13 protein-coding genes are annotated in these 14,312 nt (G+C 64.1%); 5 read left to right on the forward strand and 8 right to left on the reverse strand.

Going from position 1 to position 14,312, the window contains the following annotated elements:
• Positions 1-21: 21 nt before the first annotated feature.
• The 3 genes from ccmE to VGG47_RS01640 are packed head-to-tail and all read right to left on the reverse strand — an operon-like array spanning position 22 to position 1,435.
• Positions 22-534 (reverse strand): cytochrome c maturation protein CcmE, encoded by a 513-nt coding sequence (gene ccmE / locus VGG47_RS01630; protein ID WP_331535120.1) that lies wholly within the window; start codon positions 532-534, stop codon positions 22-24.
• Positions 534-662 carry a heme exporter protein CcmD gene (gene ccmD / locus VGG47_RS01635; RefSeq protein WP_331535121.1) on the reverse strand — a complete coding sequence of 43 codons (129 nt, stop codon included), beginning with the start codon at positions 660-662 and terminating at the stop codon, positions 534-536. Before ccmD ends, ccmE begins: the two co-directional genes overlap by 1 nt.
• Entirely contained in the window at positions 659-1,435 is a 777-nt protein-coding gene (locus VGG47_RS01640) for a heme ABC transporter permease (RefSeq protein ID WP_331535122.1), read from the reverse strand. The genes ccmD and VGG47_RS01640 overlap by 4 nt, the downstream gene beginning before the upstream one ends.
• 230 nt (positions 1,436-1,665) lie before the next feature.
• Here VGG47_RS01640 and VGG47_RS01645 point away from each other — a divergent pair, with 230 nt between their 5' ends.
• Together VGG47_RS01645 and msrA are read left to right on the forward strand one after the other, a co-directional pair.
• Entirely contained in the window at positions 1,666-2,091 is a 426-nt protein-coding gene (locus VGG47_RS01645; RefSeq protein ID WP_331535123.1) for an EVE domain-containing protein, read from the forward strand.
• Entirely contained in the window at positions 2,092-2,628 is a 537-nt protein-coding gene (msrA, locus tag VGG47_RS01650) for a peptide-methionine (S)-S-oxide reductase MsrA (RefSeq protein ID WP_331535124.1), read from the forward strand.
• A 149-nt stretch (positions 2,629-2,777) separates the two neighbouring features.
• Here msrA and VGG47_RS01655 read toward each other — a convergent pair whose 3' ends face one another.
• The 5 genes from VGG47_RS01655 to carA all read right to left on the reverse strand — a co-directional run bounded on the left by VGG47_RS01655 (position 2,778) and on the right by carA (position 10,453).
• Positions 2,778-4,007, reverse strand: coding sequence for a threonine ammonia-lyase (locus VGG47_RS01655; protein WP_331535125.1), 1,230 nt, complete (start codon positions 4,005-4,007; stop codon positions 2,778-2,780).
• Positions 4,008-4,058: 51 nt separating this feature from the next.
• Positions 4,059-4,532 carry a transcription elongation factor GreA gene (greA, locus tag VGG47_RS01660; RefSeq protein ID WP_331535126.1) on the reverse strand — a complete coding sequence of 158 codons (474 nt, stop codon included), beginning with the start codon at positions 4,530-4,532 and terminating at the stop codon, positions 4,059-4,061.
• Between the two features lie 86 nt (positions 4,533-4,618).
• Positions 4,619-7,861: a carbamoyl-phosphate synthase large subunit gene (gene carB / locus VGG47_RS01665; protein ID WP_331535127.1), complete on the reverse strand. Its 3,243-nt coding sequence runs from the start codon at positions 7,859-7,861 to the stop codon at positions 4,619-4,621.
• Between the two features lie 16 nt (positions 7,862-7,877).
• Positions 7,878-9,056, reverse strand: coding sequence for an ATP-binding protein (locus VGG47_RS01670; RefSeq protein WP_331535128.1), 1,179 nt, complete (start codon positions 9,054-9,056; stop codon positions 7,878-7,880).
• A 68-nt stretch (positions 9,057-9,124) separates the two neighbouring features.
• The gene (gene carA, locus VGG47_RS01675; protein WP_331535129.1) at positions 9,125-10,453 is read right to left on the reverse strand and encodes a glutamine-hydrolyzing carbamoyl-phosphate synthase small subunit; all 1,329 of its coding nucleotides are present in this window, start codon (positions 10,451-10,453) and stop codon (positions 9,125-9,127) included.
• Between the two features lie 285 nt (positions 10,454-10,738).
• Between carA and VGG47_RS01680 the strand changes: the two genes are divergently transcribed.
• From VGG47_RS01680 to VGG47_RS01690, 3 genes are all read left to right on the forward strand, one after another.
• The gene (locus VGG47_RS01680; RefSeq protein WP_331535130.1) at positions 10,739-11,194 is read left to right on the forward strand and encodes a GatB/YqeY domain-containing protein; all 456 of its coding nucleotides are present in this window, start codon (positions 10,739-10,741) and stop codon (positions 11,192-11,194) included.
• A 3-nt stretch (positions 11,195-11,197) separates the two neighbouring features.
• Positions 11,198-12,994 (forward strand): DNA primase, encoded by a 1,797-nt coding sequence (gene dnaG / locus VGG47_RS01685; RefSeq protein ID WP_331535131.1) that lies wholly within the window; start codon positions 11,198-11,200, stop codon positions 12,992-12,994.
• An 82-nt stretch (positions 12,995-13,076) separates the two neighbouring features.
• A partial coding sequence (locus tag VGG47_RS01690) for an RNA polymerase sigma factor region1.1 domain-containing protein (protein WP_331535132.1) occupies positions 13,077-14,312 on the forward strand: 1,236 nt, incomplete at its 3' end.

Genomic DNA, 14,312 nt, shown 5'->3' on the forward strand with positions numbered 1-14,312 from the left:
CGAAATGTCCGAGTTCGGGGATCATGAGCTGGTGCTCTTTACTTGCAATGTGTTCCAGGTGTCGGCGGCCGGGGGCGGTCCGTATTTGGGGTTCCACTTGCCGGCGGTCTTCAGCGCCTGTTCCACATCCTTGGGCATGTATGCGGAGCCATGCTTGGCCAGAACCTCGTCGGCCGCGAAGGTGCCGTTGGCGGTCATGGCGCCGATCGCCACCACGCCCTGGCCCTCGCGGAACAGGTCCGGCAGCAGGCCGGTGAAGGTCACCGGGATCGAGGCCCGGCCGTCGGTGACACGGAACGAGGTGGTGGGCGCGTCGGTGCCCGGGGCGACGCGGGTGATGACGGTGCCGACCTGGACGATGCCGCCGAGGCGGAAGCTCATGCCCGGTGCCGGGTCTTTGGCGAGCACCGCACGCGGGCTGAGAAAATAGGTGAGGGTCGAGGAGAAGGCGGCAAGCATCAGCCCCGTGGCGGCGCACAGGCAGAGGCCGCAGGTGAGGACCAGATAGAGCCGGCGTTTTTTGCGCGCACGCATCAGCGTGTCTCGACCGCGCGCAGCCGGCGCACGGCGCGGCGGTAGCGGGCGAAGGTGAGGGTGCCGATGCCGGCCAGGAACAGCACCGTGACGCCGTAGCTGCCGTCGATGAAGGGGGCGAGGTTCACGAGTGACGCTCCGCGGCGGCGAGCAGCAGGCTGCGTGTGCGCCGTTCCATGATGGCGGCGCACATCCTCGCGCAGACCAAGGTCACGAAGCAGAGATAGAAGCCGAGGGTGGCGATGATCAGCGGGTAGAGCATGGTGATGTAGATCTTTGAGCCGCCGCTGAAGGAGATGGTGTTGCCCTGGTGCAGCGTGTTCCACCATTGCACCGAGAACACGATGATCGGCAGGTTGATGGCGCCGACCAGCGCCAGAATGGCGGCGGCGCGGTGGCCATGGGTCGGGTTATCGAAAGCGCGGATCAGCGCGATATGGCCGAGATAGAGAAAGAACAGGATCAGCATGGAGGTCAGCCGCGCGTCCCACACCCAATAGGCGCCCCATTCCGGCCGCCCCCAGAGCGAGCCCGAGACCAGGCATACGAAGGTGAACCCGGCGCCGACCGGGCCGATTTCTTCCGCCGCGAGATCCGCGAGCGGGTGTCGCCAGATGATGGAGAAGAACGAGCAGACCGCGAGAGCCGCGTAGCCGGCCATCCCTACCCAGGCGGAGGGCACATGCACATACATGATGCGCACGGCGTTGCCCTGCTGCCAGTCGGCCGGCGCAAAGGCATAGCCCCAGACGATGCCGGTCACGGTGAGGATGAGGGAAAAGGCGGTGAGCCACGGCAAAGCCGGCTGCACCAGACGCAGGAAACGCCCCGGATTGGCAAAGCGGTGAAACCAGGAACCGGCTTTGCCGATGCGGCCGTTTGTCAGCACGTTCTCGTTCATAACATTAGTGATATGGCATGGATCTGGAAATTTGAAGTCATGGCGAAACGGATAGAGAAGAGGAAGGCTACTTTTTGTGAACAAAAAGTAGCAAAAAAACTTTTTCTATGCTGGGCTATGGGCGGTGTCGCCGACAACGCCCATAGCCCAGCATAGAAAAAGCTTTTGCGCCGCTTTTTTCAAAAAGCGGCTACTTTCTTCTCTCTGAGAAGCCTGCCTAAACTCACGGCATGACAAATTACTGGCTCATCAAATCCGAACCCGACGCGTTTTCCTGGGACGAGCAGGTGAAAAACGGCGTGGAACCCTGGACTGGGGTACGCAATCACAGCGCGAAAAACAACCTCAAGGCGATGAAGGAAGGCGATCTGGCGTTCTTTTATCACTCGAACATCGGCAAGGAGATCGTGGGCATCGTGCGCGTGGCGCGTGAGGCCTACCCCGATCCGACCGCCGAAGCCGGTGACTGGGTGTGCGTGGACATGCAGGCTGTCAGGCCGGTGCCGCAACCGATTCAGCTTGCCGCGATCAAGGCCGATCCCAAATTCTATGAGCTGGCGCTGGTGCGGCTCTCGCGGCTCTCGGTGGCGCCGGTGAGTGCGGAGCATTGGTCCCAGCTGTGCGCGCTGGGCGGAGTTGAACAAGGAGCAAAATAAATGGAAACGGCGATTCTGGGCGGCGGCTGCTTCTGGTGCACCGAAGCGGCCTTCAGTGAACTTCAGGGCGTCAGCGCGGTGCAGTCAGGCTATGCCGGGGGTCACGCAGAAAACCCAACCTATAGGCAGATCTGCACCGGGACGACCGGCCATGCCGAGGTGGTGGAGGTGACATTCGACCCGGCGGTGATCTCCTATGAGGACCTGCTGCGGGTGTTCTTCACCATCCATGATCCGACGACGCTGAACCGCCAGGGGGCGGATGTCGGCACGCAATACCGTTCTGTCATTTTCTGCACGACGCCGGCGCAGGAGGCGCAGGCCAGGACGGTGATCGCGGAATTCGAGCGCGCCGGGGTTTGGGGACACCCCATCGTCACCGAGGTGCTGCCGGCACCGATCTTCTGGCGGGCCGAGCCCGAGCATGACCAGTATTTTGCCCGTAACCCGCTGGCAGGATACTGCCAGGCGGTGATCAACCCGAAGATCGCGAAGCTGCGCAAGGTTTTCGCGGAGCGGCTGAAGAACACGGCTTAAAGCAAGAAAGGCTACTTTTTGTGAACAAAAAGTAGCAAAAAAACTTTGTTATGCTGGGCCTGGGGCGTTGTCAGGGACAACGCCCCAGGCCCAGCATAGACCAAAAATTTTTGCGCCGCTTTTTTTAAAAAGCGGCCACTTCCTTGCTTTTACAGCCGCTTTAGCACGAACACTTCAGCAAGCGATGCCTCGATGGCCGCGCCATGAGCGGCGTCGCGGGCTTCGATCATCACCTCGAGCTGGGCATCCTGCACGGAGGGAGACGCGAACAGGCGGTGATGCGCGACTTCGATGATGTTGCCGCCGCGCGCGCCGATGCGTGAGGCGACTTCCGCCAGCATGCCCGGCCGGTCCGGCATTTCCAGCACGACGCGCATGATGCGGCCGTCGCGCAGCAGTGTGCGCATCAGCGTGTTGGCGAGGATGCGCGAATCGATGTTGGCGCCGCAGATCGGGATGCCGACTTTCTTGCCGCGGAACCGGTCGGGGAAGGCCAACACGGCGGCGAGGCCGACGGCGCCGGCGCCCTCGGCGACCTGCTTGGCGTTCTCCACCAGGGCGGCGATGGCGCCTTCGACATCGTGCTCGGTGACCACCAGCACTTCGACATCCAGCGCCTTTAGCACGCGGAGCGGCTGCTGGCCGATATCGCGCACGGCGATGCCCTCGGCGACGGTCGGGCCGCCGACTTCGATCGGCTTGCCGGCCAGCGCTTTGGCGAAGGCGGCATAGTTTTCCACCTCGACGCCGATGATTTCCAGGTCTGGCCGCAGCGCGCGCGCCACGGTGGCGCAGCCCGCGATCAGCCCGCCGCCGCCGGCCGCGATCGCCATCATGTCCAGATCCGGCACATCCTGGAGCATTTCCAGCGCCATTGTGCCTTGGCCGGCCATCACGCCGAGATCGTCATAGGGGTGCAGGAAGAACAGCCCGTCGCGGCTCGCCAGCTCATGCGCATGCGCGGCGGCTTCGGCCAGGGTCTCGCCATGCAGCACCACTTTCGCGCCCCAGGCGGCGGTGCGGGTGACCTTGGTGGCCGGGGTGTGCTTGGGCATGACGATGGTGGCGGCGATGCCGGCCAGGGAGGCGTGGCGCGCTACCGCCTGGGCGTGGTTGCCGGCGGACATGGCGATGACGCCGGCCTGGCGTTCGGCCGCACTCAGCAGGGCGATGCGATTCGCGGCCCCGCGTTCCTTGAACGCGCCGGTGGCCTGCAAATGGTCGTATTTCAGGTAGATTTCCGCGCCGGTGAGGCGGGAGAGCGCGTCGGAGCGCAGGAAGGGCGAGCGCAGGATGCTGCCCTCGATCCGTTTCGCGGCGGCTTCGATGTCGGCCAGGCGGAGCCCTGTGCTCGTATCCCGGTGATGTGCGTGAGTCATGGATGAGTCCCCGGGAAAGTCCCCGCGCCTCGGCGGCGCGGGGGTGACGGTTCAGCCGTAGGTGATTTTCAGGATTTCATAGGAGCGGTCGCCGCCCGGGGCGGGCACGGCCACCGTGTCGCCGACGCGCTTGGCGATCAGCGCCTTGGCCAGCGGCGAGGTGACCGACAGGCGCGACCGCTTGATATCGGCCTCGTACATGCCGACGATCTGATAGCAGACCTCCTGCTCGGTATCCTCGTCGATCAGGTGGATCGTCGCGCCGAATTTCACGGTGTCGCCGGACAGGCTGGCCGGGTCGATGACTTCGGCGGCGGAGACGATCTCTTCAAGCTCGGCGATGCGGCCTTCCACGAAGGACTGACGCTCACGCGCGGCGTGGTATTCGGCATTCTCGGACAGGTCACCATGGCTGCGCGCCTCCGCGATGGCGCGGATGATGGCCGGGCGTTCCTGGGCCTTGAGAGTGCGCAGCTCTTCCTCGAGCGAGGCAAGGCCGGACGCGGTCATCGGAAATTTCTGCACTGCTTCTCCTCAGGGAAACCCTGATGGGGTTGGGGTTAACATAAAGAACCCTCACCGGCGCCCTGGAAGGCGCGCCGGTGTCGGGTTCAGAATGGTTGTACAAAGTACGACTGAAGCGGAGCAACTTCAAGACTGCCTGAAATTAGGGCAGATATGGCGTGTGCCGCGGCCCGTGCCGCCGAGATGGTGGTGAAATGCGGCACGCCATGGGTCAGAGCCGAGCGACGGATGTCGTAGCTGTCGGCCACCGCTTGCGGGCCGCGTGCGGTGTTGACCACCAGCTGGATGTCGCCGGAGCGGATCGCGTCCACGCAATGCGGCCGCCCCTCCAGCACCTTGTTGACCTGCTTCACCGGAATGCCGGCGGCGGTGATGAGCTTGGCGGTGCCGGTGGTGGCCATGATCGAGAAGCCGAGTTCGGCGAGGCGGCGCGCCACCGGGACGATGGCGGTCTTGTCGGAATCCCGTACCGACAGGAAGACCGTGCCTTTGAGCGGCAGCGTCACGCCGGCGCCGAGCTGGGCCTTGGCGAAGGCGCGGGCGAAGTTGGTGTCCAGCCCCATCACCTCGCCGGTGGATTTCATCTCCGGCCCGAGGATCGTGTCGACATTGGGGAAGCGGGCAAACGGGAACACCGCTTCCTTCACCGCCACATGGCGGGGGGAGAGCGAATCATCGAGCTTGAAGCTTGCCAGCTTCTGCCCGGCCATCACCAGCGCACCGATCTTCGCCACCGGCACGCCGGTCGCCTTGGCCACGAACGGCACGGTGCGCGAGGCGCGGGGGTTGACCTCCAGCACGTAGATCGCCTCGTCCTGGATCGCGTATTGCACGTTCATCAGCCCGACCACGCCGATGGCTTTCGCCATGGCGACGGTCTGGGCGCGCAGTTCCTCGACGATCGCCGGGGAGAGCGAATAAGGCGGGATGGAGCAGGCGGAATCGCCTGAATGGATGCCGGCTTCCTCGATATGCTCCATCACCCCAGCCACATAGACCGTCTCGCCATCGGCGATGCAGTCGACGTCCACCTCGGAGGCCTCGTTCAGGTAGCGGTCGATCAGCACCGGATTGTCGCCGGAGACGCGCACGGCTTCGCGCATGTAGCGGGCGAGGGAGGTGCGGTCATAGACGATCTCCATGGCGCGCCCGCCCAGCACGTAGGAGGGGCGGATGATGATCGGATAGCCGATGCGGTCGGCGATCGCCTCGGCCTGCTCGGTGGAGCGGGCGATGCCGTTCTCCGGCTGGCGCAGGCCAAGTTTCTGCAGCAGCACCTGGAAGCGCTCACGGTCTTCCGCCAGGTCGATCGCATCGGCGGTGGTGCCGAGGATCGGGATACCCGCCTCTTCCAGCGCCTGGCTGAGTTTCAGCGGCGTCTGCCCGCCATATTGCACGATGCAGCCGAGCAGCGTGCCGTTCTGCTGCTCGGTGCGGATCAGCGAGATCACGTCCTCGGCGAAAAGCGGCTCGAAATACAGCCGGTCCGAGGTGTCGTAATCGGTGGAGACGGTTTCCGGGTTGCAGTTGACCATGATGGTCTCGAACCCGGCCTCGCGCAGCGCGTAGGCGGCGTGCACGCAGCAATAGTCGAACTCGATGCCCTGGCCGATGCGGTTCGGGCCGCCGCCGAGGATGATGATTTTGCGCCGATCGGTCGGGTTGGATTCGCAGACCGGCGTGCCGTACCCGCCCTCGAAGCTGCCATACATGTAGGAGGCCTCGGAGGCGAACTCGCCGGCCGAGGTGTCGATGCGCTTATAGACCGGCGTGACGCCGAGTTTTAAACGCGCGGCGGTGACGGCGCTCTCCTTCTGGCCGCAAAGCTCGGCCAGGCGCTTGTCGGCGAAGCCCAGAGCCTTGAGGCGGCGCAGCGAAAACGCGTCGCGCGGCAGGCCGTTCTTTTTGACCTCGTTCTCGGCGTCGATGATCGTCTGCATCTGCCCCAGGTACCAGGGATCGAATTTGCACGCGGCGAAAATATCCTCCACCGACACGCCCGCGCGCAAAGCCTGGGCAGCCATCAGCAGCCGGTCCGGCCGCGGGGTCGAAAGGGCCGCCTTGAACGCATCGGCCGTGCCGTCGCCCGGCGCCGGAATCTCGTCGAGGCCGGAGAGGCCGGTTTCCAGCGAGCGCAGGCCCTTTTGCAGCGCCTCGGCGAAATTGCGGCCGATCGCCATGGCCTCGCCCACGGATTTCATCGAGGTGGAGAGCAGCGCCGGGGTGCCGGGGAATTTCTCGAAGGTGAAGCGCGGGATCTTGATCACCACATAGTCGATCACCGGCTCGAAGCTCGCCGGGGTCGCCTTGGTGATGTCATTTTGCAGCTCGTCGAGCGTGTAGCCTACGGCGAGCTTCGCCGCGATCTTGGCGATCGGGAAGCCGGTGGCCTTCGAGGCCAGCGCCGAGGAACGCGACACGCGCGGGTTCATCTCGATCACCACCATGCGGCCATCGGCCGGGTTGATGCCGAACTGCACGTTCGAGCCGCCGGTATCCACGCCGATCCGCCGCAGGCAGGCGATGGAGGCGTCACGCAGGATCTGGAATTCCTTGTCGGTCAGCGTCAGCGCCGGGGCGACGGTCACGGAATCCCCGGTATGCACGCCCATCGGGTCGATGTTCTCGATGGAGCAGACGATGATGCAGTTATCCGCGGAATCGCGGACCACTTCCATCTCGTATTCCTTCCAGCCGAGCACGGACTCTTCCACCAGCACCTCGTTGGTGGGCGAGGCGTCGATGCCGCTGGCGCAGATCGCGAAGAATTCCTCGCGGTTATAGGCGATGCCGCCGCCGGTGCCGCCGAGCGTGAAGGAGGGACGGATCACCGCCGGCAGGCCCACCAACTCCAGCGCCGCGGCCGCTTCCTCGCGGTTATGCGCGATCGCGCTTTTCGGCCCGGCAATGCCGATCTCCGCCATCGCGTCGCGGAATTTCAGGCGGTCCTCGGCACGGTCGATGACGTCGGCCTTGGCGCCGATCAGCTCCACGCCGAGGCGCTCCAGCACGCCGTTCTTCGCCAGCGCCATCGCCGTGTTCAGCGCGGTCTGCCCGCCCATGGTGGGCAGCAGCGCATCCGGCTTCTCGCGGATGATGATCTTCTCCACCATCTCCGGCGTGATCGGCTCGATATAGGTGGCGTCCGCCAGCGACGGATCGGTCATGATCGTCGCCGGGTTGGAGTTGACGAGAATGACCCGGTAGCCTTCCTCGCGCAGTGCCTTGCAGGCCTGGGCGCCGGAATAGTCGAACTCGCAGGCCTGGCCGATGACAATCGGCCCAGCGCCGATGATCATGATGCTCTTGATGTCAGTGCGTTTGGGCATGGTGCTCTCTTATCAATCAGTCGGGCCGGACGCGGCGCAGGTATTGTTCAAATAACGGAACGGTAAAGGCGGTATCGCCATGGGCAGGGGCATAGACCATGCCCTTGGCGATGAGATTGTTGCGTGTTGGCGCGATCGATTGGGACGCGACGCCGAGCGCCTGGGCGATTTCCGCCGAACGGTAAGGGCCCGCTCCCGGCAGAGAGGCCATGGCGCGCGCATACTCACGCTCACGCGGCGTGAGACGCTCGAAACGGACCTTGAAAAAGCCTTCATCCAGCCTGTTCAAGGCTTTTTGGGTCGCGGTTTGCACATCGGCTTTGGCGATCGGAGAGGCGCTCGCGGAATTCCAGGTCTGATAGCCCCACTCCTGCAGGAAAAACGGGTAGCCTTGTGTCCAGAGCAGAATTTCGTCGAGCGCGGCGGGCTCGATTTCCTCGCCTTCGGTTTGAATGGGTTTCTGTATGGCGTCGATACTGTCGGATGCTTTCAGCGCGCCAACTTGGGGAAAGTCGAAGAGCCGCTCGGCATAGGATTTCGAGCGCCCCATGATGGCCACCACCTGAGGCAGCCCAGCCCCGAACATGACGATCGGCAGGCCGAGTTGGGTGATGCGATGCACGGACATGATCAGCGCGCTCATTTCGGCTTCGCTGAGATATTGCAACTCATCGATCAGCAGGACGACATGCTGTTGGCGGTCCTGGGCAGCCTTACCGATCGCCGTGAAGAGCTCCGGCAGATCGACCTCTAAATCGCCGCTATCCGCGGTACCGGCTTCCGGATCGATATCCAAAGTGAGCTCGGCGTCACCATATTTGACGCGCAGGCTGCCCATGAAGCTTTTGAAGATGCGCAGGGCACGCTTTGCATGTTCTGAAAGCGCGCCAAGACGGTCCAGATCCAGCAGCAGACGGCGCAAAGGGGGGACGAGCAGCTGCGGCAGGCTCTTATCCTCGTGCGCCTCCAGGCTGAGACAAAAATATTGCCGCTCTTGCGCCATCAGGCGGAATTCGTTCAGCAACACCGTCTTACCCACGCCGCGCAACCCGACGGCAATGAGGCCTCGGACCGGACGGCCAAGCTTCAGCCGGTCGAACGCGATGCGCGCCTGCTCGATCAATTCCCAACGGCCGCTCAACTCGGGCGGGGGGGTGCCGGCACCTGGCGCGAAGGGGTTGCGTACGGGATCCATGCGTTATGTATAGGAAGTTTAGCTGTTTATAGCAAAAAATAGCTATAGATGGCTAAAGATACTATCTTTTATCCCATCATCTCTGTGAAGCGCTTGAACAAGTAGCTTGAATCGCTCGGGCCCGGGGAGGCCTCGGGGTGGTACTGCACCGAGAAGACGCGCTTGGCCTTGCAGGCGATGCCCTCATTCGAGCCGTCGAACAGCGAGACATGCGTCACCTCGACGCCTTCCGGCAGGCTCTTCTCGTCCACCGCGAAACCGTGATTCTGCGAGGTGATTTCCACCTTGCCGGTGCTCAGGTCTTTCACCGGCTGGTTGGCGCCGCGATGGCCGCGTTCCAGCTTGTAGGTTTTCGCGCCGAGCGCGTGTGCCAGCAGCTGGTGGCCGAGGCAGATGCCGAAAATCGGTATTCCTGCTCCCATCACGCCCTGAATGGCGGGAACGGCGTAAACCGCGGTCGCTGCCGGATCGCCGGGGCCGTTGGAGAGGAACACGCCGTCGGGCTGGTGGCGCAGAATGTCTTCGGCCGAGGCGGTGGCGGGCACCACGACGACCTTGCAGCCAGCGGAAGCCAGACTCCGGAGAATGTTGCGCTTCGCCCCGTAATCCACCGCGACCACCGTGCGGGTCGCGGCTGGTTGAGCGAACCCATGCTCCCAGCTCCAGGTGCCGCCGGTCCATTCATAGGACTGCGTGCAGGAAACCGCGGCGGCCAGATCCATGCCGTCCAGCCCGGGCCAGGCGGCGGCGGTCTGCGCCAGGGCGGCGAGGTCGAACTTTCCGTCCGTGGGATAGCACAGCACCGCGTTGGGCGCACCGAGATCGCGGATGCGCAGGGTTAAGGCGCGGGTGTCGATGCCGGCGATGCCGGGAATGCCCATTTTTTGCAGCCAGGCCTGCAGCGGCGCGGTCGAGCGGTAATTCGACGGCGCGGTGATGTCTTCCTTGATGACCAGGCCGCGCGCGAAAATATTTACCGCTTCGGCATCATCCGCATTGGTGCCGACATTGCCGATATGCGGGAAGGTGAAGGTGATGATCTGCCCGGCGAAGGACGGGTCGGTGAGGGTTTCCTGGTAACCGGTCATGCCGGTGGAAAAGCAGAGCTCGGCCGCCTGGCTGGTGCCGTGCGCGCCAAAACCGCGCCCCCAGAACACGCTGCCATCGCCCAGAACCAGGCAGGCCGTGGCGCCTAGCGGGGTTTCCGTATGCGCGGAGGTGCCAATCAACTCTTCCATGCGAAGGCCGGTTGCTGCCATAATGGCGGGCCAGTGCCGGGAAGGAATGGCGTTGCCGCTCCGCCACTTGCGGACGGCTTCGGGCGAGACCCCGGTCAGGGTGGCGGCGGCGTCGTTGCCGCCGAGACGGAGCAGAATATCGGCGATGGAAATGGGCATGAAAAACCTTTACGGGAAGAATTGTCCGGCTTCAATCGTTTTCGGAGGCGACGGAAATTTTTTCCGGGCTGAGGCAAGCGCAAGGGAAGGCTACTTTTTGTGAACAAAAAGTAGCAAAAAAACTTTGTTAATCTGGGCCATGGGCTGTGTCTGCGACAACGCCCATGACCCAGCATAACAAAAGTTTTTGCGCTGCTTTTTTCAAAAAGCGGCTGCTTTGCTTTCTCTGGCCGTTGCTGATCGCCGCATCGTGGTCTTATTGCCGTGTTTTTGAGGAGCAGAAAATTGAGTTTGCGTGACACCATCACCGCCGCTGTGAAAACCGCCATGCTGGCGCGCGACGCCGAGCGAACCTCGACCCTGCGCATGATCCAGGCGAAGCTCAAGGATACCGACATCGCCGCCCGGCCGAAGGGCGTCGAGGCCGTGCCGGATGACGAAATCCTCGCCATGCTGCGCTCGATGATCAAATCCCGCCGCGACTCGGTTTCCTTGTACCGCCAGGGCGGGCGCGAGGAGCTGGCCGCCAAGGAAGAGGCGGAAATCGCCGTGATCGAGGAATTCCTGCCGCAGACGCTGAGCGGCGATGCGCTCGACGCGGCGATTATCGAAGCGATTGCGACGTCCGGCGCGGCCGGGGCGAAAGACATGGGCAAGGTGATCGGCGCGCTCAAGGCCAAGCATGGTGCGGCGCTGGACATGTCGGTCGCCTCCGCCGCGGTGAAGGCGGCGCTCGCCTAACCCATGGCCCTGCCGCCCAATTTCCTCGATGAGCTGCGGGTACGGACGCCGATCGCCGCGGTGATCGGCCGTTCCGTCAAGCTCGCCCGTTCGGGGCGGGAGACCAAAGGCTGCTGCCCGTTCCACGGGGAAAAGACGCCGTCTTTTTATGTCTATGACGACCATTATCACTGCTTCGGCTGTGGCGAGCATGGCGACGTCATCAGCTTCGTGATGAAGTCGACCGGCGCCGGCTTCATGGAAGCGGTGGAAACGCTGGCCCAGGAAGCCGGGTTGGAGGTGCCCAAAGCCAGCCCTCAGGCGGCGCAGGCGGAACAGCGCCGCGCCGGCATTTCCGAGGTGCTGGAGGCGTCGGGGCAGGTTTATCAGGACTGGCTCTGGGCGCCGGAGGGAAAACCGGCGCTGGACTATCTGCGCAATCGCGGCCTGACGGACGCGACGATCCAGGCCTTCGGCCTGGGCTGGTCCGGCGAAGGACGCGGCGCATTAGCGGCTGCACTGCGCGGACGGGGCATCATACCGGAGCAGCTGGTGGAGGCCGGGCTGATGAAGCGCGGCGAGCGCGGCTCGGTGGATATGTTTTTCTCGCGCGTGATGTTTCCCATCTCCGACCGGCGCGGGAGCAAGATCAGCTTCGGCGGCCGGATCATGGGCGACGGCCAGCCCAAATACGTGAACGGCCCGGAGACCGCGGCCTTTTCCAAGCGGCGCTCGCTCTACAATCTGCACGTCGCCCGTGAGGCGGTGCGCAAAGGCGGGCCGTTAATCGTCGTGGAAGGCTATATGGACGCGATCGCCCTGGCGCAGGCCGGGTTCCGCGGCGCGGTGGCGCCGCTCGGCACGGCGCTGACCGAGGAGCATCTCGAAGAAATCTGGCGGTTGACGCCGAGCCCGGTGATCTGCTTCGACGCCGATGCGGCCGGTCGCCGCGCGGCGCTGAAAACGGTGGACATGGCGCTGGCGGGGCTGGCCCCGGACCGCACGCTGAAATTTTTGCGCCTGCCGGAAAAGGACGACCCCGACAGCCTGGTGAAGCGCGAGGGGGCGGCCGCCTTCAAGGCCCGGCTGGGCGCCGCGGAACCGCTGTCATCGGCCCTCTATGACATGCTGGCCGACGGGGTCGGCCGCGCCGCCACACCCGAGGCCCGCGCCGCCTTCCGTCAGCGCCTGGTCGACACCGCCAACCGCATTCCCGACAAGGGCCTGGCCGGGGAATACCGCTCGATGCTGCTCGACCGGTTTTTTGCCGAGCGCGGCAGCAAAGGCGGCAAGGGCGCGAAACCGGCGAAAGCCCCGACCTTCGTCCGCCAGCCGCTTCCGGACGGACCGGAATCCAACCTGCGCCGCGCCCGGCAGCTGCTGGCGGTTTTGCTCATGCACCCGGCGCTGATCCCCGAGGTGGAGGAGGCTTTTGCCCGTGTCGCCTTGCCGGAGAGCTATTCCAGGCTGCGCGAGGCACTAAGTGGTTTTGCGGGCGGTACAAAAACCCTTGACACGGACGGGCTGGTCACCCACTTGGGCAAACTTGGGCTTTCCGATGAGGCGAGGCAGATCGTGGCGGCCGCCGCTGAAGAGCATCGTCTCGATCCCGCGGCGAGCCCCGCAGAGGTCGCGCAAACCTGGTGGAGTTGGTACATTCTGATGGATTTCAGCATCGACATGTTGCGCAGCCAGCGCGACGAGCAGCAGCGCTATTGGTCGGTGCATCAGGACGATCACGCCGCCTGGACCCGACTGGTGAAGTATAATGAGCTGCTCCGCCAGGCCATGGCAGGGGAGTATGGCGCGGTGGACAGCTGACTAAAATCCGCCCGGCTTATTGCCTATCTCTTGTATCCTAAAATAATACATTGTTTCGAATTCCCCGGAGTATCGCCTGACCATGGCAACGAAGCCCGCCACCGCCGCCGCCGAACAGCCCGCACAGGAAGTCGAGGCCGACGCCAATGTGCTGGACACCCAATCCGCCGCCGTTAAACGCCTGATCGCCAAGGGCAAGGAACGTGGCTACATCACCTTTGATGAGCTGAACGCGGTCCTGCCGGCGGAGCAGAATTCCTCGGAGCAGATCGAGGACATCATGGCGATGCTCTCGGAGATGGGCATCCAGGTGGTGGAGAGCGAGGAGGGCGAGGACCCGGAAGCCACGTCGCTGGCCAAGGAAGAGGTCGCCGACGACGAGGACAGCCCGGCCGGCAACGTCTCGGAAAGCTCGGTCAGCCGCACCGACGACCCGGTGCGCATGTATCTGCGCGAAATGGGCACCGTGGAGCTGCTCTCGCGCGAGGGCGAGATCGCCATCGCCAAGCGCATCGAGGCCGGGCGGGACATGATGATCCGCGGCCTCTGCGAGAGCCCGCTGACCTTCCGCGCCATCATCGCCTGGCATGAGGCGCTCAACAACGGCCGCGTGCTGCTGCGCGACGTGATCGACCTCGAAGCCATGGAGGCCGGCAGCGAGCCCGGCGCCACGGAGGCGTTCGAAGCCACCGAGGAGCTCGACGAGGACGAGGAGGGCGAGGGCGCCGGCATGTCGCTGGCGGCGCTGGAGGAAAAGCTCAAGCCGGAAATCTTCACCCATTTCGAGGATATCGAAAAACTCTACGACAAGCTGGCGAAGCTGCAGCAGAAGCGGCTCGACAACCTGACCGCCGGCGGGGACATCAATTCCCGCTCGGAAAAGACCTATGAGAAGCTGCGTGACGAGCTGGTGGCCAAGGTCGAGCAGGTGCGGCTGCACAACAACCGCATCGAGGAGCTGGTGGCGCAGCTGAAGGTGCTGAACCAGCGCCTGAACGGGCTGGAAGGGCAGATCCTGCGCCTGGCCGAGAGCGCCAAGGTCACCCGCGAGGAGTTCCTGCAGCACTACCGGGGCCGCGAGATGGACCCGAACTGGATGCACGACATCGGCGAGCTGCCGGGCAAGGGGTGGAAGGAATTCGCGAAGAAATTCACCCCGCAGGTGAACGAGCTGCGCGCGCAGATCGGCAAGGTCGCCTCCGAGGGCGGGCTGCCGATCGAGGAATTCCGCCGCGTCTATACCACCGTGTCGCGCGGCGAGCGGGATTCCACCCGCGCCAAGAAGGAGATGATCGAGGCCAATCTGCGCCTGGTGATC

Source organism: Acidocella sp. (assembly GCF_036489515.1).
Lineage (GTDB): Bacteria > Pseudomonadota > Alphaproteobacteria > Acetobacterales > Acetobacteraceae > Acidocella.

Bases quoted from the DNA above. Each gene is read 5' to 3' on its own strand.
- dnaG (WP_331535131.1), top strand. From the start codon at position 11,198: ATGGCCCTGCCGCCCAATTTCCTCGATGAGCTGCGGGTACGGACGCCG.
- VGG47_RS01645 (WP_331535123.1), top strand. From the start codon at position 1,666: ATGACAAATTACTGGCTCATCAAATCCGAACCCGACGCGTTTTCCTGG.
- msrA (WP_331535124.1), top strand. From the start codon at position 2,092: ATGGAAACGGCGATTCTGGGCGGCGGCTGCTTCTGGTGCACCGAAGCG.
- VGG47_RS01655 (WP_331535125.1), bottom strand. From the start codon at position 4,007: ATGACTCACGCACATCACCGGGATACGAGCACAGGGCTCCGCCTGGCC.
- carB (WP_331535127.1), bottom strand. From the start codon at position 7,861: ATGCCCAAACGCACTGACATCAAGAGCATCATGATCATCGGCGCTGGG.
- carA (WP_331535129.1), bottom strand. From the start codon at position 10,453: ATGCCCATTTCCATCGCCGATATTCTGCTCCGTCTCGGCGGCAACGAC.
- ccmE (WP_331535120.1), bottom strand. From the start codon at position 534: ATGCGTGCGCGCAAAAAACGCCGGCTCTATCTGGTCCTCACCTGCGGC.
- VGG47_RS01670 (WP_331535128.1), bottom strand. From the start codon at position 9,056: ATGGATCCCGTACGCAACCCCTTCGCGCCAGGTGCCGGCACCCCCCCG.
- VGG47_RS01640 (WP_331535122.1), bottom strand. From the start codon at position 1,435: ATGAACGAGAACGTGCTGACAAACGGCCGCATCGGCAAAGCCGGTTCC.